This is a genomic window from Methylobacterium sp. UNC378MF (assembly GCF_900103195.1).
In the GTDB taxonomy this organism is placed as follows: Bacteria; Pseudomonadota; Alphaproteobacteria; order Rhizobiales; family Beijerinckiaceae; genus Methylobacterium.
Genome location: NZ_FMWU01000016.1, coordinates 70,332 through 89,578, shown reverse-complemented (window position 1 = coordinate 89,578; position 19,247 = coordinate 70,332). Strand labels below are relative to the sequence as shown.

General features: G+C 72.0%; 16 protein-coding genes. 8 read left to right on the top strand and 8 right to left on the bottom strand.

Going from position 1 to position 19,247, the window contains the following annotated elements; genetic code table 11:
- Positions 1-3: 3 nt before the first annotated feature.
- Positions 4-927 (bottom strand): class I fructose-bisphosphate aldolase, encoded by a 924-nt coding sequence (locus tag BLT59_RS17760; protein ID WP_091783071.1) that lies wholly within the window; start codon positions 925-927, stop codon positions 4-6.
- Positions 928-1,140: 213 nt separating this feature from the next.
- Between BLT59_RS17760 and BLT59_RS17755 the strand changes: the two genes are divergently transcribed.
- Positions 1,141-1,665: a SixA phosphatase family protein gene (locus BLT59_RS17755; RefSeq protein WP_091783069.1), complete on the top strand. Its 525-nt coding sequence runs from the start codon at positions 1,141-1,143 to the stop codon at positions 1,663-1,665.
- A 4-nt stretch (positions 1,666-1,669) separates the two neighbouring features.
- On the opposite strand, the gene BLT59_RS17750 is transcribed toward BLT59_RS17755, so the two are convergent.
- Positions 1,670-2,704: an alpha/beta fold hydrolase gene (locus BLT59_RS17750; protein WP_091783066.1), complete on the bottom strand. Its 1,035-nt coding sequence runs from the start codon at positions 2,702-2,704 to the stop codon at positions 1,670-1,672.
- Between the two features lie 205 nt (positions 2,705-2,909).
- On the opposite strand from BLT59_RS17750, the gene BLT59_RS17745 reads away from it, so the two are divergent.
- Positions 2,910-3,392 (top strand): Hsp20 family protein, encoded by a 483-nt coding sequence (locus BLT59_RS17745; RefSeq protein ID WP_012318116.1) that lies wholly within the window; start codon positions 2,910-2,912, stop codon positions 3,390-3,392.
- A gap of 160 nt (positions 3,393-3,552) precedes the next feature.
- On the top strand, positions 3,553-4,548 hold the full coding sequence (locus BLT59_RS17740) for a l-ornithine N(alpha)-acyltransferase (RefSeq protein WP_091783062.1): 996 nt from the start codon (positions 3,553-3,555) through the stop codon (positions 4,546-4,548).
- Between the two features lie 138 nt (positions 4,549-4,686).
- On the opposite strand, the gene BLT59_RS17735 is transcribed toward BLT59_RS17740, so the two are convergent.
- Positions 4,687-5,136 (bottom strand): RNA polymerase subunit sigma-70, encoded by a 450-nt coding sequence (locus tag BLT59_RS17735; RefSeq protein WP_091783059.1) that lies wholly within the window; start codon positions 5,134-5,136, stop codon positions 4,687-4,689.
- Positions 5,137-5,342: 206 nt separating this feature from the next.
- Here BLT59_RS17735 and BLT59_RS17730 point away from each other — a divergent pair, with 206 nt between their 5' ends.
- From BLT59_RS17730 to BLT59_RS17715, 4 genes are all read left to right on the top strand, one after another.
- On the top strand, positions 5,343-6,203 hold the full coding sequence (locus tag BLT59_RS17730) for a Kdo hydroxylase KdoO (protein ID WP_091783270.1): 861 nt from the start codon (positions 5,343-5,345) through the stop codon (positions 6,201-6,203).
- 16 nt (positions 6,204-6,219) lie between these two features.
- Entirely contained in the window at positions 6,220-6,519 is a 300-nt protein-coding gene (locus BLT59_RS17725) for an antibiotic biosynthesis monooxygenase family protein (RefSeq protein ID WP_042673072.1), read from the top strand.
- 127 nt (positions 6,520-6,646) lie between these two features.
- Positions 6,647-11,953: an alpha-2-macroglobulin family protein gene (locus tag BLT59_RS17720; RefSeq protein ID WP_091783056.1), complete on the top strand. Its 5,307-nt coding sequence runs from the start codon at positions 6,647-6,649 to the stop codon at positions 11,951-11,953.
- Positions 11,954-12,229: 276 nt separating this feature from the next.
- Positions 12,230-13,354, top strand: coding sequence for a mechanosensitive ion channel family protein (locus BLT59_RS17715; protein ID WP_091783053.1), 1,125 nt, complete (start codon positions 12,230-12,232; stop codon positions 13,352-13,354).
- A gap of 101 nt (positions 13,355-13,455) precedes the next feature.
- On the opposite strand, the gene rlmN is transcribed toward BLT59_RS17715, so the two are convergent.
- Positions 13,456-14,730: a dual-specificity RNA methyltransferase RlmN gene (rlmN, locus tag BLT59_RS17710; protein WP_091783050.1), complete on the bottom strand. Its 1,275-nt coding sequence runs from the start codon at positions 14,728-14,730 to the stop codon at positions 13,456-13,458.
- A 99-nt stretch (positions 14,731-14,829) separates the two neighbouring features.
- Between rlmN and BLT59_RS17705 the strand changes: the two genes are divergently transcribed.
- Positions 14,830-15,486 (top strand): class I SAM-dependent methyltransferase, encoded by a 657-nt coding sequence (locus BLT59_RS17705; RefSeq protein ID WP_091783047.1) that lies wholly within the window; start codon positions 14,830-14,832, stop codon positions 15,484-15,486.
- A gap of 159 nt (positions 15,487-15,645) precedes the next feature.
- Here the strand turns inward: BLT59_RS17705 and grxD are convergent, their stop codons facing one another.
- From grxD to purL, 4 genes are read right to left on the bottom strand one after another with little or no spacing between them, the layout of a single operon-like run.
- Positions 15,646-15,984, bottom strand: a complete 339-nt coding sequence (gene grxD, locus BLT59_RS17700; RefSeq protein WP_012318124.1) for a Grx4 family monothiol glutaredoxin — start codon at positions 15,982-15,984, stop codon at positions 15,646-15,648.
- Between the two features lie 39 nt (positions 15,985-16,023).
- Positions 16,024-16,518, bottom strand: coding sequence for a DUF29 domain-containing protein (locus BLT59_RS17695; RefSeq protein WP_091783044.1), 495 nt, complete (start codon positions 16,516-16,518; stop codon positions 16,024-16,026).
- Positions 16,519-16,541: 23 nt separating this feature from the next.
- Positions 16,542-16,778 (bottom strand): BolA family protein, encoded by a 237-nt coding sequence (locus BLT59_RS17690; RefSeq protein ID WP_007568343.1) that lies wholly within the window; start codon positions 16,776-16,778, stop codon positions 16,542-16,544.
- 27 nt (positions 16,779-16,805) lie between these two features.
- The gene (purL, locus tag BLT59_RS17685; RefSeq protein WP_091783041.1) at positions 16,806-19,031 is read right to left on the bottom strand and encodes a phosphoribosylformylglycinamidine synthase subunit PurL; all 2,226 of its coding nucleotides are present in this window, start codon (positions 19,029-19,031) and stop codon (positions 16,806-16,808) included.
- Between the last annotated feature and the right edge of the window lie 216 nt (positions 19,032-19,247).

The window sequence follows — 19,247 nt, the reverse complement described above, 5'->3', positions numbered from 1 at the left end:
CGTTCATCGGCCCGCGTAGATGTCGGTGATCTTGCCGAGCAGCGACAGCGCGTCCGCCTTCGAGCGCTGGAAGGCGTTGCGGCCCACGATCGAGCCGAACCCGCCGCCCGCCTGGATGGCGCGGATCTCGTCGAGGAAGGTGGCCTCCTCAGCCTGGGCCCCGCCGGAGAAGATCACGATCCGCCGCCCGTTGAAGGCGCATTGTACCACGTGGCGGACGCGCTCGGCCGCCGTGCCGATCGGGATGCCGGTCGACTCGTAGACCTTCTTAGCCGCCGGCTGCTCGATATGGGCAGTGGGCAGCTTCACCTTGATGATGTGGGCGCCGAGTTGCGCGGCGATCTGGGCCGCGTAGCCGATCACGTCGATGGCGGTCTCGCCCTGCTTCGACAGCGCCGAGCCGCGGGCGTAGGACCAGATCACCACGGCGAGGCCGACGCTCTTGGCCTCCTCGGCGATTTCTCGGATCTGGCCGTACATGGCGTTGCGGTGGGCGGAGCCCGGGTAGATCGTGAAGCCGACGGCGCAGGCGCCGAGCCGCAGGGCGTCCGCCACCGAGCCGGTGATCGCCTGCTCGGGATCCTCCTCGTCGGCCAGGAGGTCGTGGTCGTTGAGCTTGAGGATCAGCGGGATGCGCCCGGCATAGTCGCGCGCGCCGGCCTCGAGGAAGCCGAGCGGCGCCGCGTAGGCGTTGCACCCCGCCGCCAGGGCCAGCTCGAAATGGTAGTGCGGGTCATAGGCCGGCGGATTCGGGCCGAAGCTGCGGGCGGGCCCGTGCTCGAAGCCCTGGTCGACCGGCAGGATCAACATCTTGCCGGTGCCGCCGAGCGTCCCGTGCTCCAGCATCCGGGCGAGGTTGGTGAGGGTCCCGGGGCTGTCAGCCCCGTACCACGACAGGATCTCGGTGACGCGGGCGGATCGGTCCATCGGGCAGCCTCCTGGCCAGAGACCGTCGCGCCGCGGATCGGGCCGCGGGCCGTGCGCGGACGGCTCGCGGTCGGAACGGTGAGGGCAAAGCCGAGGTTCCCGCACGCGGCGCTTTCGGCTAACCGGGCGGGAGCGGGCGCCGCCCGGTTCGGCCGCGCGCGCCCGAACCGGGAGCCCCGAGGCCGGCCCACGATTCGCGTCAGAGGTTCGCTCATGCGCAGGCTGATCCTGCTGCGGCACGCCAAGTCCGACCGCCCGCCGGGCGGGGCCGACCACGAGCGCTCGCTCAACGACCGCGGGAAACGGGCCGCCCCGGCGGTGGGCGCCCACCTCGCCCGCGAGGGCCTGTGCCCGGATCTCGCCCTGGTCTCCACTGCTTCGCGGACCCGCGAGACCTGGGCCGCGATGGAGGCCGCCCTCGGCAGCCCCGAGACGCGCTGGCAATCCGAAATCTACGAGGCGCCGACGAATCGGATCCTCGGGGTGATCCGGCAGGCGCCCGATTCAGCCGCCACGCTGATCGTGGTCGGCCACAATCCGGGCCTCGGCGACCTCGCGGTGGCGCTCGCGGGGTCGGGGCCGCGGGCGGCCCGGGACCGGCTGGCCCTGGAATTCCCGACGGCGGCCTTCGCGGTGATCGACTTCGACGGCGACCACTGGGCGGAGCTCGCGCCGGGCCGCGGACGCCTCGACCGGTACGTGCGCCCCCGGGACATCGACCCGGGTCTCGGAGGCTGACGCCTCAGGCGACCGGCACCGCGACGGCGTGCGTCTCGACCTCCGCGTGGGTCGGCAGGGGCGAGCCCGGTACGAAGGCCTCGAAAGCGGCCCAGAAATCCTGCCGGATCGCGTCGCGCTCGGTCAGGATCTCGTGCCGGGAATCCGGCAGGACCAGGATATGGCCGGCCTTCAGCCGGGCGGCGAAGCGCTCGATGTCCGTGGTTCCGCAGACCGGATCGGCGCCCGCCGCGACGATCAGGGTCGGCAGCGTGATCCGCGGCGCCGCCCGCGGGTCACGCAGCCGCGCCATCGCCCGGAAGGCCTCGGCGAGCCACGCGATCGTCGGGTCGCCGACCGCGCCGGCGCCGACCTGCCGGGCCGCCGCGGCGTTGCGGGCGTAGCGGACTGGGTCGCGCGACAGGCGGTTGCCCGCGTACGGGTTGGTGGCGATCGAGACCGGCTTGCCGAACGGGATGTAGCGGCTCCCGAGGCCGAGCCGCTGCAGACCTCGCGACAGGATCGCGGCGCCGGCCGGCCAGCGCACCATCCGGATCGACAGCATCGGCGCCAGGGCTACGAGCCGCCGGAATGGCAGCGAGCCGTCGAGGGCCGCGAGGAGGGCGACGCACCCGCCCATGGAGTGCGCGAGGCCGACATGGGGCTCGGGCATCAGCGGCACCAGGATCGTCTCGGTCACGGCTCGCAGGTCGAGGCGGTAATCGTCGAACCGGGCGACGTGGCCCTTGTGCGGATCGTCCACCCGCCGGTCCGATTCGCCCTGGCCGCGCCAGTCGAAGGCCACGACCGCGAAGCCCCGGGCGCGCAGCTCGTGGATCGTCTCGTAGTACTTCTCGATGAACTCGGCCCGGCCCTGGAGCAGGCAGACCGTTCCCCGGCAGGTGCGCGCCGTCGTCTGCCAGTAGGCCGCCCGCAGGGTGCAGTCGTCGCGCGTCCCGACCGCGATCAGCGTGCCGCCCGGCGGGACCGGATTGTCGGGCGTGCCGCGCAGGGTCAGGAGCGGCGGCTCGCGCCCGGTGTCACCGTCGAAGCGTCTCACTGGCCTCACCTCAGCGCCTCCGTGCACCGCCCGATCCACCTTCCGACCGTAGCGAAAAAATCTGGTTTCCCACCATCGCTCGGGGTCTTGAAGCGCGATTTTCCCCCTCCGATATCTCGTCTGTGCCGGCCGTCAGGCGGCACGAAAGACGGGTCCGGCCCATCGGGCGGACCGGAATTGCATGTTGCTCAGACGAGGATATGTCATGCGTCAGTTCGATCTCGCTCCCCTGTACCGTTCCACCGTCGGCTTCGATCGCCTGTTCTCCGCCCTCGACCAGTTCGCGAGCGCCGAGGCAGCCCCGACCTACCCGCCCTACAACATCGAGCGGACCGGCGAGAACGCCTACCGCATCACCGTCGCGGTCGCCGGCTTCACCGAGTCCGACCTGTCGATCGAGGTGCGGGAGAACGCGCTCACGCTGAAGGGCGAGCGCAAGGCCGAGGGCAAGGCGGAGTTCCTGCACCAGGGCATCGCGGCCCGCGCCTTCGAGCGCCGGTTCCAGCTCGCCGACCACGTCCAGGTGACGGGCGCGGCGCTTGAGAACGGCCTCCTCCACATCGACCTCGTCCGCGAGGTCCCGGAGGCGAAGAAGCCCCGTCGCATCGAGATCGCCTCGGCGGCGCGCCCCAGCGCCCCGGTGATCGAGGGCGACGTCCGCAAGGACGCGGTCCAGCAGGCCGCCTGATCCCGCCCCGCGCGGAACAAGCAGGTCCACATCAGGCCCTTGGAGCGCCCCGGCCCCGGCCGGGGCGCTTTCTCGCGTCGGCTGTCATAATGGCGTGTGGCCTTCGTGCTCTCTGTCGGATTCGACGGTGCACGGACGCGCACCCGGAGTGAACCCGACCATGGTCGCCAATCTCGCCCGCGGAGCCTACAGCGCGCTCGGAGCCGGCTGGCACAAGGGCGTGCAATGGGGCGTCGGCGCGCCGATCGCCAAGCTGCGCCGCCGGTCGATCCCGCTGCCGGGCGTCGAGGGCGCGGGCGGAATCGACGACGTGCTCTCGGCGGAGCGGGCGATCCGCCTGCCCGAGCCGTTCGAAGGGCGCAGCCTCGGCCGCATCGGCAGCCTGGAGGTCCGGCTGGCGACACGGAAATCCGAGATCCGGCGGGCCCAGCGGCTGCGCTACAAGGTCTTCTACGAGGAGATGTCGGCGGTGCCCTCCGGGCTCGCCGCCCTGTCCCGCCGCGACGTCGACGGCTACGACGCGGTCTGCGACCACCTCCTCGTCCTCGACCACGCGGCGAAGCGGAAGAAGCCTTTCGTCGAGCCGCGCCCGAAGGTCGTCGGCACCTACCGGCTGCTGCGCGGCGAGGTGGCCGAGCGGCACAGCGGCTTCTATTCCGAGGGCGAGTACGACCTCGCGCCGCTCATGGCCGCGCAGGGGCACCGGCGGCTCTTGGAGCTCGGCCGGTCCTGCGTGCTCAAGCCCTACCGGGGCAAGCGCACCGTCGAGCTGCTGTGGCAGGGGATCTACGCCTACGTCCTGCACCACCGGATCGACGCGCTGATCGGCTGCGCCAGTCTGGAGGGCACCGATCCGGACCGGCTGGCGCTGCCGCTCGCCTTCCTGCACCACCACGCCCGCGCGCCGGAGGGCTGGCGGGCCCGGGCGCTGCCGGAGCGGGCGGTGGCGATGGACCGGATGTCGCGCGAGGCGGTGGACGCCAAGGCCGCCCTGCAGGCGCTGCCGCCCCTGATCAAGGGCTACCTGCGCCTCGGCGCCACCTTCGGCGACGGCGCGGTGATCGACCGTCAGTTCGGCACGACGGACGTGTTCGTCGCGCTGCCGGTCGAGGTGATCGGCGCGCGCTACCGGGGCCATTTCGCGCCGGCGGGGTGAGAGCCAGGCAATCGGGATCGAGGGGCCGCCTCGTCTTCGCGAGCGGAGCGAAGCAACCCAGGGCCGCGAGACCTCGCTGAGCGTGGCGACGCTGGATTGCTTCGCTCCGCTCGCAAGGACGGGCGCCGCGGCAGCCCCTCAGAGATCCCCCAGCGCCAGCTGACCCTGGTTGCGCGCCTTGGGCGGCGCGGCCTTGCGCTCCTTGGCGCGCGCGGAGGCGGGGCGGGCAGCGGCGGCCTTCTTGGGCTTCGGGTCGCCGCGCATCCGGGCCACCGCCTTGTCGCGGGCCACAGCCTCCGGGGCGTTCGGGTCGTCGGTCAACCACTTGCCGCGCTTGATCACCTCGTTCACGCGGCCCTGGTTGACGCCGACCTTGAAGGCGATCTCCTGCTGGGTCATGCCGGTCGTAGCGTGCAGGTCCAGGATCGCCCGGGCGAGTTCCGGCGTCATCTTCTGGCCGGTCAGCCGCCGGGCGGGCTTCACCGTCCGGGTCGCGCGGTCGCGCTCGCGCAGGCGCTCCAGGAGCGCCAGCGCCATGTTCATGCCGTGCTCGCGCAGGGCTTCCTCGAATTCCTTCAACGTCGCCATCGGCGCAATCCTCCGCCGGGCTCTCGGGCCGGGTACTGGCCGAGGAACGTGCCGGGAACGAAGCGGTTGCGCAAGCCGATCGGGTCGGCGCCTTCCGCCGAGCCGGTGGATGACACCGGTCGTCCACCGGAAATGCGCGGCGCTGGCCTCCCCCCGGCGGCTCCGCTACAGGGAGCCGCATCGTGACGGCAGCCGGCGCGCAGACGATGATCAGTCCGATCCGCAGAATTGCCCCCGGCGAGACGCCCGGCTCCCTGGCGCGGGAACTCGAAGCCGGGGCGGTTCTGCTATTCCCGGACCTGCCGTTTCCGTTCAGCGACTTCGAGCGCCGGTTCACCGAGCGGCCCTTCGCGGACGGCAGGGCCAAGAACGTCAACATCCGCGGTGAAGCCGCGGAGCTGCGCGGCGCGGCCGGCACGCCGGAGGAGCAGGAGGCCCTGCGCCAGCTCCTGATCCGCTACCGCGCCTTCGCCCGGGACCTGATCGGCACGTACCTGCCCGAATATCGCGATCGCGTGACGCTTGCCGGCACCTCCTACCGGCCCTTCGACGTCGACCGGCGTAAGCTGAGCTGGCGGCGCGACGACACGCGCCTGCACGTCGACGCCTTCCCGTCGAACCCGATCGGCGAGAGGCGGATCCTGCGGGTGTTCCGCAACATCAACCCCGCGGGCGAGCCGCGCCGCTGGCGGGTCGGCGAGGATTTCGGGTCGATGGCGGAGAAGTTTCTGCCGCGGCTGCCGGGCTACGCGCCGCTCTCGGCGCGCCTGCTCGCGGCTTTGCGCATCACCAAGGCCCGCCGCTCGGAGTACGACCACCTGATGCTGCACCTGCATGACGCCCTCAAGCGGGACGAGACCTATCAGGCGTCGGCCCCCCAGGCCGACGTGGAGTTCCGCCCGGGCGAGACCTGGGTGACCTTCTCGGACCTTGTGATGCACGGGGCCATGGGCGGCCGCTACATGCTGGAGCAGACCGCCTACCTGCCGGTCGCCGCCCAGGCCGACCCCACCTTAAGCCCGCAGCGCATTCTGGCGGCCAAGCTCGGCCGCGCCCTTCGCACCTGAGACAGGAACCGCACCGATGATCCTCGAAATCGCGCAGATCGAGATCAAGCCCGGCCTGGAGGCCGAGTTCGAGAAGGGCATCGCCGAGGCCTCGGCGATCTTCAAGCAGGCCAAGGGCTGCCGGCACTTCGAGGTCCGGCGCTCCATCGAGCACCCGCAGCGCTACCGGCTGCTGATCCACTGGGACACGCTGGAGGCCCACACCAAAGACTTCACCGGCTCGCAGCCCTGGCAGGATTACCGCGCCCTGGTCTCTCACTGTTTCGCGGGACCGGTCGCCGTCGAGCACGCCGAGCAGGTGCTGAAGGCGTTCTGAACCTCGGCGCGAGGCCGGGCAGAGCCTCGCGGCCTGGAGCGTTGCGACACCGACCGCCGGTGCTAGGCTCCCGCGCGACGGGACCCGAGGCGAATCATTGGGGTTAAGGCGGGTGAGGAACAGGCTGATGGCGCGGCTCGGACGGCTCGCGGGTGCCCTGGCGCTCCTCGGAGGGATCGCGGGAAATCCGGCCCTCGCCCAGACCCCGCTCGCCCAGTCCCCGCCGACAGCCCGCACCGCGCCCCGGCCGGTCACGGCCGTCGCCGCGCCGTTCACCAGGACCTTCGTCCGGCCCGATCTCGCCAGCGCGGCGGTCCGCCTGGAGACCGCGCTTAAGGCGGAGGCCAGGGGCCCGCTCCGGCCCGCCGGCCAGTCCCGCGCCACCGGGCTGGCCCTGCTCGCGGCCGACAAGCCGGACGAGGCGTTGGCGCCGCTCACCGCCGCGGTGGCGGCCGACCCGGGCGACGGGCGCAACTGGCAGGCCTACGCCCGCGGGACCGCGGCGGCCCTGGGGGCGCTCGAGGACAACGACTACCAGGGCCGGTCGCGCCTGCGCGGGCGGGTGACGGCCGCCGCCTACCGCGCCTACGAGCGCGCCGGCACGGCCGCCGACGCCGCGGCGGCGCTGGCCGCGCTCGGCGCCGCGGAGGCCGAGCAGGAATCCTGGCGGCCGGCGCTCGACGCCTACGCGGCGAGCCTCGCTTTGGCCGAGACCGGTGCGGTCCGCGAGACCTACGAGACCCTGCGGGCGGAGCACGGCTTCCGCATCCTCGACTACAAGGTCGATTCCGACGCGGCCGCCCCGCGGGCCTGCTTCACCTTCTCGGACGCGATCAAGCCCAAGACCGACTACGCGCCCTTCGTCGCCGTGTCGGGCAGCAGCGCGGCCGCCGTGACCGGGGAGGGCTCCCAGGTCTGCGTCGACGGGCTCAAGCACGGCGGCCGCTACGCCATCGTGGTCCGCCAGGGCCTGCCTTCGGCCGTCGGCGAGAGCCTGCTCAAGGCCGCCGATTACGAGATCTACGTCCGCGACCGCGCTCCCCAGGTGCGCTTCACCGGCCGCAACTACGTCCTGCCCCGGACCGGGCAGGCAGGCGTGCCCCTGGTCTCGGTGAACGCGCCGAAGCTCGACGTCGAGGTGCTGCGGATCGGCGACCGCGGCCTGCTGCCGACCCTGCGCTCCGAGGATTTCCTGGGCCAGCTCAGCGGTTCCACCGCCCGGACGATCGCGTCCGAGAAGGGCCAGCGCGTCTGGAAGGGCACCCTCGACACCGCCAAGGCCGACGTGAACCAGGAGGCCGTCACCGCCTTCCCGGTGCTGCAGGCCGTGGGCAAGCTGGAGCCCGGCCTCTACGTGATGCTGGCCCGCCCCTCGGGCGTGGCCGCGTCCGACGAGGAGTACGACACCCAGGCGACCCAATGGTTCGTGGTCTCGGACCTCGGGCTCACCGCCACAAAGGGCCGGGACGGGGTCAACGTGGTCCTGCGCTCGCTCGCCTCCGCGCAGGTGATGGCGGGCGCCGAGATCCGGCTGATCGCCCGCAACAACGAGGTGCTGGGCACGCGGACCACGGATTCGCAGGGACATGCCGCCTTCGATCCGGGGCTGGCCCGCGGGGAGGGCGGCCTGGCGCCGAGCCTCGTGGTCGCCCAGGCGGGCGGCGATTACGGCTTCCTCGACCTCAACCTCGGCGCCTTCGACCTCACCGACCGCGGCGTGAAGGGACGGCCCGAGACCGGCGGCCTCGACGCCTACCTGTTCCCGGAGCGCGGGGTCTACCGCACGGGCGAGACCGTCCAGCTCACCGCCCTGCTGCGCGATCCCCGCGGCGCCGCCGTGCCGGATCTGCCGCTGACCCTGGTGGTCAAGCGGCCGGACGGCGTCGAGTACCGGCGCGTCTCGGTGCCCGACCAGGGGCTCGGCGGGCGGGCCCTGCCGCTGCCGCTCCTGTCGGGGGCGATGCACGGCACGTGGCGGGTCTCCGCCTACACGGACCCGAAGGCGCCCGCGATCGGCGAGACCAGCTTCCTCGTGGAGGATTACGTCCCCGAGCGGCTGGAGGTGACCCTCAAGGCCCGGCAGGCGGCCCTGAACCGGGGCGAGGCCGCGCAGGTCGACGTCGCCGCCCGCTACCTCTACGGCGCCTCGGGCGCCGATCTCGACGTGTCGGGCAGCGTGACCGTGCAGGCGGCCGCGACGAGCGGCATCAAGGGTCTGGAGGCCTACGCCATCGGTCTCGACGACGAGGCGATGGAGCCGGCGACGCAGGAGCTGCAGGACCACGCCACCACGAACGCGCAGGGCAACGCCACCGTCACGGTGCCGGTGCCCCAGGTCGCGGCCCCGCGGTCGCTGGAGGCGAAGATCACGCTGGCGGTCGGCGAGCCCGGCGGCCGGGCGCTGTCGCGCAGCCTGACCCTGCCGATCCTCCCGGCCAACCCGGTCCTCGCCCTGCGCAAAGGCTTCACCGACCTGAAGGAGGGCGGGATCGCGGGCTTCGACGTGGTGTTCGCGAGCCCCGACGGGGCGCTCCTCGCCCGGCCGGGCGTGAGCTGGACCCTGTCGCGGATCGACTCTTCCTACCAGTGGTACCGGGCGGACGGGCGCTGGTCGTTCGAGGCGGTCAAGTCCGCCCGGCGCATCGCCAGCGGCACCGTCGACCTCAAGGCCGCCGGCCCGAGCCGGATCGAGGCGCCAGTCGGCCTCGGTCGCTACCGGCTGGAGGTCTCGACCGCGGGTGCCCCGGAGGCGACCGCGAGCCTCGGCTTCGAGGTGGGCTGGGGCGGCTCCGAGACCGCGGAGGCGCCCGACCTCCTCGACCTGACCCTCGACAAGGCCGCCTACGCGGCCGGCGACACGCTGCGGGCCAAGCTCAGCCCGAAGTTCAAGGGCCAGGCCAGCCTGATGGTCGTCAGCGACCGCGTGCAACAGACCCTGGAGGTCAGCGTGCCGGAGGGCGGCACCACGGTCAGCATCCCGGTGAAGGCCGAGTGGGGCGCCGGCGCTTACCTGGTGGCCACCGCCTACCGGCCCCTCGACCAGGCTGCCAAGCGCCTGCCGGGCCGGGCGCTGGGTCTGGCGTGGTTCTCGGTCGACCGGGAGCGCCGCAGCCTCGGGGTCGCCCTGAAGGCGCCGGAGCGGGCGCGCCCGCGCCAGGACCTGCCTCTGCCGGTCCAGCTCACCGGGCTGAAGGCCGGCGAGCCGGCGCGGATCACCGTGGCGCTGGTCGATGTCGGCATCCTCAACCTGACCCGCTACGCGGCGCCGGACCCGACCCAGTACTTCCTCGGCCAGCGGGCGCTCGGGCCGGAGGTCCGCGACCTCTACGGCTACCTGATCGACGGCATGCAGGGCTCGGCCGGGGCCATCCGCTCCGGCGGCGACGCGGGCGGCGGCGAGCTCGCCGACTCCCCGCCGACCCAGGCACCGCTGGCGCTCTATTCGGGCGTCGTCACCGTGGGGCCGGACGGCACGGCCAGCGTCACCTTCCCGATCCCGGCCTTCAACGGCACCGGGCGCGTCATGGTCACCGCCTGGAGCGGCGACCGGGTCGGGCAGGCGCAGGCCGACGTGATCATCCGCGACCCGGTCGTGCTCAGCGCCACGCTGCCGCGCTTCCTCGACACCGGCGACCGCTCACGTCTGTTCGTGGCCCTCGACAACGTCGAGGGACAGGCGGGCGAGTACACGGTCAACCTGAGCCCGAGCGGCCCGGTCGTGGTCGGCGCCAGCGCGCTGCGCCAGACGCTGCGGCTGGAGGCCGGCGCCAAGGGCCAGTTCGCGATCCCGCTCACCGCCGCAGGACCCGGCACGGCCCGCCTCGACCTCGCCCTGTCGGGACCCGGCCTCCCGGCCGCCCTGAACCAGAGTTTCGCCCTGGGGATCTCGCCGGGGACCGGCGCCCTGCTGCGCCGCTCGGTGCGCAGCCTCGCCCCCGGGGCGGGCCTGACGCTGACCTCGGACCTCCTCGCCGACCTTCAGCCGGGGACCGGCAGCGTCTCGCTCTCGGCCACGGCCCTGCCGGGGGTCGACGTGGCGGCGCTGCTCCGGGCGCTCGACCGCTACCCCTACGGCTGCTCCGAGCAGGTGGTGAGCCGGGCGATGCCGCTGCTCTACGTCAACAAGCTCGCGGCCCTGGAGAAGCTCGCCCTCGACAACGGCGCGGACGATCGGGTGCGCGAATCGATCGAGCGCCTACTCGCCCGCCAGGATTCGAGCGGCGATTTCGGCCTGTGGTCGGCGCAGGGATCGAGCGACCTCTGGCTCGACGCCTACGTGACCGACTTCCTGACCCGGGCCCGCGAGCGCAACTTCGCGGTGCCGCAGAAGGCTTTCGCCCAGGCACTCGACTACCTGCGCAACGCGGTGGCCAACGCCACCGAGGTGCGCAACGGCGGCGCCGACCTCGCCTACGCGGCCTACGTGCTCGCCCGGAACGGCCGGCCGGTGATGGGCGACCTGCGCTACCTCGCCGACACCAAGATCGGCGACTTCTCCTCCGCCCTCGGGCGGGCGCAGCTCGCCGCCGCCCTGGCGCTGCTCGGCGACCGCGGCCGGGCCGCCAAGACGATGGACTCGGCGCTCACCGTGCTGCGCGCCGAGCGCGACAAGGGCCTGTACCGCGCCGATTACGGCTCCCGCCTGCGCGACGGGGCCGGGCTGATCACGCTCGCCGCCGAGAGCGGGCTGGCGCAGGGGGCGCTGGGCCCCGTCGCGGCCGTGCTCGGCGAGGAGCAGCAGGCCGACCGGTCGACGAGCACGCAGGAGAATGCCTGGATGGTGCTCGCCGCCGAGAGCCTGTCGAACGAGGCGGGCGCCCTCTCGTTCACCGTGGACGGCGCCCCGCAGACCGGAATGCTGGCCCGGGTCTACCGGGAGACGGCCCTGGGCGACCGGGGCGTTCAGCTCACCAATACCGGCCGCAGCCCCGTGCAGGTGGCCGTGACCGTCAACGGCAGCCCCCTGGTGCCGGAGCCGGCGGCGCAGCAGGGCTACACGATCGAGCGGAGCTTCCGGCGGCTGGATGGCAGCACCGTCGACCCGGCGGGCGGCCTGCGCCAGAACGACCGGCTGGTGGTGGTGCTCAAGGTCACGGAGGCCAAGGCGGAAGCGGCGCGGCTCCTGCTGGTCGATCCGCTGCCGGCGGGGCTGGAGATCGACAATCCGAAGCTCCTCGACGCCGACGCGCTCCAGGGGCTCGCCTTCGCCAAGTCCGACGTGCAGCCGGTCCACACCGAGTTCCGGGACGACCGGTTCGTGGCGGCCTACGACCGCGACCCGAGCCAGTCGGCCTTCTTCACGGTCGCCTACACGGTGCGGGCGGTCTCCCCCGGGACCTACGTCCATCCGGGCGCCACCGTGGAGGACATGTACCGGCCGGCGCGGTTCGGCCGGACCGCCTCGGGCAGCGTGACGGTCGGGGCGGCTAAGTAGGGCGAGCGTTCGGACGCTCCTCCCGTCATCGCGAGGGCAGCGAAGCGACCCAGGGTAGCGCGCCATCGGTGAGCGTGGCGCTGCCCTGGATTGCTTTGCTCCGCTCGCAAGAACGGTGGTGCTGAAGCCATCGTCCAGACCCAGCCTCGAACGCGACGGCGCAACTCGCCGCGCCGGGCCGCTGCATTGCGGCAGGCACATGGTGCATTGCGGAACCCCCGCGAGCGCCCGCCCATTGCCACAGGTCCCGTTCGGAACCCGTGGAGGCCATCCCCGATGCCGGACCTCGACGCGCTCGCCGGCTCCGCCGCCCGCGTTCTGGCCTACCTGCCGTGGTGGGCCGAGAGCCTGATCCTCATCGTCGCCTGCTGCGCCGTGGTGATGCCCCTGCACGGGATCGTCTACCGGGCGATGAAGCGGGCGGTCGCGACCAAGAGTCTGTTCTGGCGCTCGCTGGTGTCGCGCACCCGCGGGCCGAGCCGCCTCGGCTTGATCGTGGTGGCGATCAGCCTCGCCTCGACCACCGTGCACTTGTCCTGGGAGGTGCGGATCGCCCTCAACCAGATCCTGCTGGTCGCCTTCGTGACGCTGACCGGCTGGTGCTGCGCCACCGCGCTCCACATCGCCACAGTGATCTACCTGCGCCGGTTCAAGCTCGACGCCGAGGACAACCTGCTGGCGCGCAAGCACTTCACCCAGATGCGCATCCTGGAGCGCGCCGGCGTGACGCTGGTGGCCCTCGTCACCCTGTCGGTGGCGCTGATGACCTTCGAGCCGGTGCGCCAGTACGGCGTCAGCCTGCTGGCCTCGGCGGGGGCGGCGGGCCTCGTCCTCGGTCTCGCCATGCAGCCGGTCCTGTCGAACCTCGTGGCCGGCATCCAGATCGCCATCACGCAGCCGATCCGGATCGAGGACGCGATCATCGTGGAGAACGAGTGGGGCTGGGTCGAGGAGATCACCGCGACCTACGTGGTGGTCCGCCTCTGGGACTGGCGCCGGCTGGTGCTGCCGCTGACCTACTTCATCCAGAAGCCGTTCCAGAACTGGACCCGCGACGGCGCCTCGCTGATCGGCAGCGTCTTCCTCTACGTCGACCACCGCGCGCCGGTGGCGGCGATGCGCGAGAAGCTCGCCGAGATCGCCAGGGCCACGCCCCTGTGGGACGGCAAGGTGGTGAACCTGCAGGTGTCGGACGCGAAGGAGTCGACGATCGAGATCCGGATGCTGGTCAGCGCCCGCAACGCGCCCCAGGCCTGGGACCTGCGCTGCGTCGTCCGCGAAGCGATGATCACGTGGCTCCAGGCCGAGCACCCGGAGGCCCTGCCGCGGCACCGCACGGAATGGGTCGGCGCCGAGGAGCCGGCCCTGCGCCGGGCGGAGGCGCGGCGGTTCGCGGCGTGAGCCAAGCCGTCATCGCGAGCGCAGCGAAGCGACCCAGGGCAGCGCGACATCAGTGCGCGTGGCGCGGCTGGATTGCTTCGCTGCGCTCGCAAAGACGGCTGTCAGTCGTCGGCGCCGGCGTAAAAACTCTCCACGCCGATGCCCTCCTCCTGCATCATCCGGGCCCGCGCGCGCAGCTTCTCGGTCTCGCTCTTGAGCTGGCCGCAGGCCGCCAGGATGTCCCGGCCGCGGGGCGTGCGCACCGGCGAGGCGTAGCCGGCGTTGAACACGATCTCGGAGAAGCGCTCGATCCGGTCCCAGTCCGAGCACTCGTAGCGGCTGCCCGGCCAGGGGTTGAACGGGATCAGGTTGATCTTGGCCGGGATGCCCTTGAGCAGGCGCACCAGCTCCCGCGCGTCCGCGTCCGAATCGTTGACGCCCTTCAGCATCACGTACTCGAAGGTGATCCGGCGGGCGTTGCTCAGGCCCGGATAGGCCCGGCAGGCCGCGAGCAGCTCGGCGATCGGGTATTTCCGATTGAGCGGCACCAGCTCGTTGCGCAGTTCGTCGCGCACCGCGTGCAGCGAGATGGCCAGCATGGCGTTGGCCTGCTCGCCCAGCCGCGGGATCTGCGGCACGACCCCGGACGTCGAGACCGTGATCCGCCGCCGGGACAGGCCGAGGCCCTCCTGGTCGGACATCACGCCGACCGCGTCGACCACCGCGTCGAGATTGTAGAGGGGCTCGCCCATGCCCATGAACACGATGTTGGTCACGAGCCGGCCGACCTCGCCGGAGCCGCCGGCGTCGCGGCTCGGCATCTGGCCCGGCCAGTCGCCGAGCTCGTCCCGGGCGGTGACAAGCTGCTGGACGATCTCGGCCGCCGAGAGGTTGCGCACGAGGCGCTGCGTTCCGGTGTGGCAGAACGAGCAGGTCAGGGTGCAGCCGACCTGGCTCGAGACGCAGAGGGTGCCCCGGTCCGGGCCGGGGATGTAGACGCACTCGATCTCGGCGCCGCGATTGTGTTCCTGCGGGTTGGTCGGCGCCATGCGCAGCAGCCACTTGCGGGTGCCGTCGCGGGAGACCTGCCGGCTCGCCACCTCGGGCCGCTCCAGGGTGAAGCGCTCGGCGAGCTGCGCCTTCAGCGCCTTGCCGACATTGGTCATCTCCGCGAAGTCGGACGCCCCGCGGAAATTGACCCAGTGCCAGACCTGACCGGCGCGCATCCGGCTCTCGCGCTCGGGCACGCCCATGCCGACGAGCTGCGCCTTGAGGGCGTCGCGGGTCAGGCCGACCAGCGACGGCCGGCGGCCGGGCAGCGCCTCGGGGAGGAGATCCGGCGCCTTCTCGATCGCGGCATCGGCCGCGCGGGCGCTGTCGAGCGACGGCGTCGCCATGGCGTTCAAACGATCCATACGATTGGAAAGGGTCTGATATAGGCGATCGCGGCGGCGAATGCGAATGCGCGCCGCCCACAGGGGGCCTGACGGAGAGCCATGGCGACCGACACCCGAGCCGGGCAGGCGATCTACAACCCGCGGACGCTGCAGATCTACGACCTCGTCGTGCTGCGCCTGTCGAACCCGCTGATCTGGCGCTGCCCCACGGCGCGGATCCTGGACCTCTACGACCGGCACGTCGGCCTCGCGCATCTCGACGTCGGGGTCGGGACCGGCTGGTATCTCGACCGGTGCCGCTTCCCCGCGCCAGCGCCGCGCGTCGGCCTGATGGACCTCAACGCCGACAGCCTCGCCTTCGCCGCCGACCGGATCGCGCGCTACCGGCCCGAGACCTACCGGGTCGACGTGCTCGGCGCCCCGGCCACCGCCATCGCGCCGTTCGACTCGATCGGGATGACCTACCTGCTGCACTGCCTGCCGGGCGACATCGCCGCGAAGGCCAAGGCCTTCGACACGGTGCGTCCGTGCCTGGCCGACGACGGCGTGGTGTTCGGCGCCACGATCCTGTCCGGTGGGGTGCCGACCAGTGCCGCGGCGCGGGCGCTGATGCGAGTCTACAACCGCAAGGGGGTGTTCTCGAACGCCACCGACACCCTGCCGGACCTGCGCGCGGCGCTGGACCGCCGCTTCCGGTCGGTGGAGATCACGGTCGTCGGCTGCGTCGCCCTGTTCGTGGCGCGGGAGCCGCGCTGAGCCGGCCACCGTCCTTGCGAGCGCAGCGCAGCAATCCAGGGCAGCGCGAGCTCGGCAGGCGTAGCGCCGCTGGGTTGCTTCGCGCCGCTCGCGAGGACGGAGCCACGAAAAAGGGCGCCCGCGGGCGCCCCGATCCGTCCGTCAAGAGTCCCGAGACAATCAGGCGGCGGCGGTCTTCACCGGCACGCCCTTCTCGGACAGGAAGGTCTGCAGCTCGCCCGACTGGAACATCTCACGGGTGATGTCGCAGCCGCCGACGAACTCGCCCTTCACATAGATCTGCGGGATGGTCGGCCAGTTGGAGAAGGCCTTGATGCCCTCGCGGATCTCCTGGTCGGCCAGGACGTTCACGCCCTTGAACGGCACGCCGAGGTAGTTGAGGATCTGCACCACCTGCCCCGAGAAGCCGCATTGCGGCATCTGCGGCGTGCCCTTCATGAACACCACCACGTCCTGGGAGGCGATCTCATTCTGGATGGTCGTGTTGACGTCGGTCATCGCTCTGTCCTTGTTCGTCGGTCGTATGTGAGGTCTGAGTCAGCGGCGCGCAACCGATGTAGCGATCGTGCGAAGGGCGCGCTCGATATCGAAAGTCTCGGTCAGCAGATCCTCAGGACGGATCGGGCAGGCTTCCGGCAGCCCCGGGAGCAGCGCGTTCCCATAGGCACCGAGACCAGCCTCGGCAGCCGTGACGGCCGATTTCCAGATCCTGCTCCAGTTCAGCCTTTGCCGCATCGACGCTTCGTAGGCGTTCCAGGCGGTGATCTGGAAGGTCGCGATCTCCTCCCGCCAGTGCAAGTTGGCCGGCGCGAGCGGGGCGGACGCGCGCTTGAGGAGGTGGGCAAGCGTCTGGATCAACAGCCCCTCGACGGCCCGGAGATGCGAACGCCCCTTGCTCTCGATCTCCTCGGCAACGTTCTCCCAATCGACCGCGTTCGACAGCTCAGGCCGTTCGGCCAGCGCGCGCAGGGCTGCGGCCTGCTCCTCGGCCCAGGTCACGATGTCGTCGTCGTAGAGACTCGGTCGGTCCATCGGGAGCGCTCCCGCCAGAAGGCTCAATCCTGCGGGACACCCGTGGTCAGCGCAAGGGCGTGGAGCACGCCGCCCATCCGACCCTGGAGGGCGCCGTAGACCATCTGGTGTTGCGCCACCCGGGTCTTGCCCTTGAAGGCCGCCGACAGGACGGTGGCGGCGTAGTGGTCGCCGTCGCCCGCGAGGTCGCGGATCTCCACCTGCGCGTCCGGCAGGGCCTCGCGGATCATGCGCTCGATCTCGCCCGCATCCATCGGCATCGGGAAACTCCTTAACAGGAACGGGACTCAGGCGGCCGGCGCGGCCGGCTGGCTCGCCATGTAGTCGGGCAGCCAGCCCTCGTGGGCTGCGGACAGGTCGGCGAGCGATATGGTCTCGCCGCCCGGCAGGGTCAAACGGTCGGAGCCCGCGACGCCGACCGAGGCCGCCGCCACGCCCTGGGCCGCGGCGGCCGCGAGGAGGTCGGTGGCCGCCTCGGGACGCACCGCCAGCAGGTAGCGGCCCTGGTCCTCACCGAACAGGTAGGCGTGGGGCGGCAGGTCCACCGGCACGTCGGAGAGCGCCGCGCCGGTACCGCCCGCCATGGCCATCTCGGCGAGCGCGACGGCAAGGCCGCCATCCGCGAGGTCGTGGACCGTGTCGACGGTGCCCGCCTGGATCAGCCCGCGGACGAAGTCGCCGTTGCGGCGCTCCAGGGCGAGGTCGACGGGCGGCGGCGCGCCCTCCTCGCGGCCCTCGATCACCGACAGGTACGCTGACTGGCCGAGCCAGCCCTCGCTCGCTCCGATCAGCACCAGCACGTCGCCTTCGCGCTTCAGGGCGATCGTGGCGTGGCGCGCCACGTCGTCCAGCACGCCGACGCCGCCAATGGTCGGGGTCGGCAGGATGCCGACGCCGTTGGTCTCGTTGTAGAGCGAGACGTTGCCCGACACGACCGGGAAGTCGAGCGCCCGGCAGGCCTCGCCGATGCCCTGGAGGCAGCCGACGAGCTGGCCCATCACCTCGGGTTTTTCCGGGTTGCCGAAGTTCAGGTTGTCGGTGATGGCGAGCGGCCTGGCGCCGACCGCCGTGATGTTGCGCCACGCCTCGGCCACGGCCTGCCGGCCGCCCTCGACCGGATCAGCCTCGCAGTAGCGCGGGGTGACGTCGCAGGTCAGCGCGAGGCCCTTCGGCCCGTCCTCGACCCGCACGATGGCGGCGTCGCCGCCGGGCTTCTGGACGGTGTTGCCCAGGATGAAGTGGTCGTACTGCTCGAAGACCCAGCGCTTGGAGGCGAGATCGGGGGAGCCGACGAGGCGCTTCAGCGCGTCGGTCAGCGAGGCCGGGGCCGGCACCTCCGAGGCCGCGATCACCGGCTGATGCGTGTTGGCCAGATGCGGCCGGTCGTAGAGCGGCGCCTCGTCGCCCAGCTCCTTGATCGGCAGGTCGGCGACGGTCTCGCCGTGCCACTTGATCACGAAGCGCAGCGTGTCGGTGGTCCGGCCGATCACCGCGAAGTCGAGGCCCCACTTCACGAAGATGGCCTCGGCCTCCGCCTCCATGCCGGGCTTGAGCACCATGAGCATGCGCTCCTGGCTCTCCGAGAGCATCATCTCGTAAGGGGTCATGCCGGCTTCGCGGGCCGGCACCTTGTCGATGTCGAGCTCGACGCCGAGGTCGCCCTTGGCGCCCATCTCCACCGCCGAACAGGTCAGGCCCGCCGCGCCCATATCCTGGATGGCGATGACCGCGCCCGAGGCCATCAGCTCCAGGCAGGCTTCCAGCAGCAGCTTCTCGGCGAAGGGGTCGCCGACCTGCACGGTCGGACGCTTCGATTCGGAGGCCTCGTCGAACTCGGCCGACGCCATGGTGGCGCCGTGGATGCCGTCGCGGCCGGTCTTGGAGCCGAGATAGACGATCGGGTTCCCGACTCCGGCGGCGGCCGCGTAGAAGATGCCGTCGGTGCGGGCGAGCCCCACCGCCATGGCGTTGACCAGGATGTTGCCGTCGTAGCGCTTGTGGAAGCCGGTCAGGCCGCCGACGGTCGGCACGCCGAAGGAATTGCCGTAGCCGCCGACGCCCGCGACCACGCCCGAGACGAGGCTGCGGGTGCGCGGATGATCGGGGGAGCCGAAGCGCAGGGCGTTGAGCGCCGCGATCGGCCGCGCGCCCATGGTGAAGACGTCGCGCAGGATGCCGCCCACCCCCGTCGCCGCGCCCTGGTAGGGCTCGATGTAGCTCGGGTGGTTGTGGCTCTCCATCTTGAAGACGCAGGCGTGGCCGTCGCCGATGTCGATGACGCCCGCGTTCTCGCCCGGCCCCTGGATCACCCACGGCGCCGAGGTCGGCAGCCCGCGCAGGTGCTTGCGGGAGGACTTGTAGGAACAATGCTCGTTCCACATGGCCGAGACGATGCCGAGCTCGGTCAGCGTCGGGTCGCGCCCGATCAGGCCGCGGAAGCGCTCGTACTCATCCGGCGTCAGGCCGTGCTGGGCCACGAGCTCGGGGGTGATCGGAACGTCGTTGCGGAACATGCGAAGGGTCTCGGCAGAGAGCGGGCCGTGCCGCAGGCCGGGGCCGCGGCGAGCCCGAACCGGGCGGGGATCCAGGCTGCCCCGGCTCTAGAGCGGAAGCGCCTGCCCTGGCAACATCCGCAGGTATTCCGATGCCGCGGCCCCACCATCCGCGCAGGAGACATCCGGGGAGCTGCCCATCCCTCGCCCCGACGTGGCCGGGCGTACGGTTCGGCG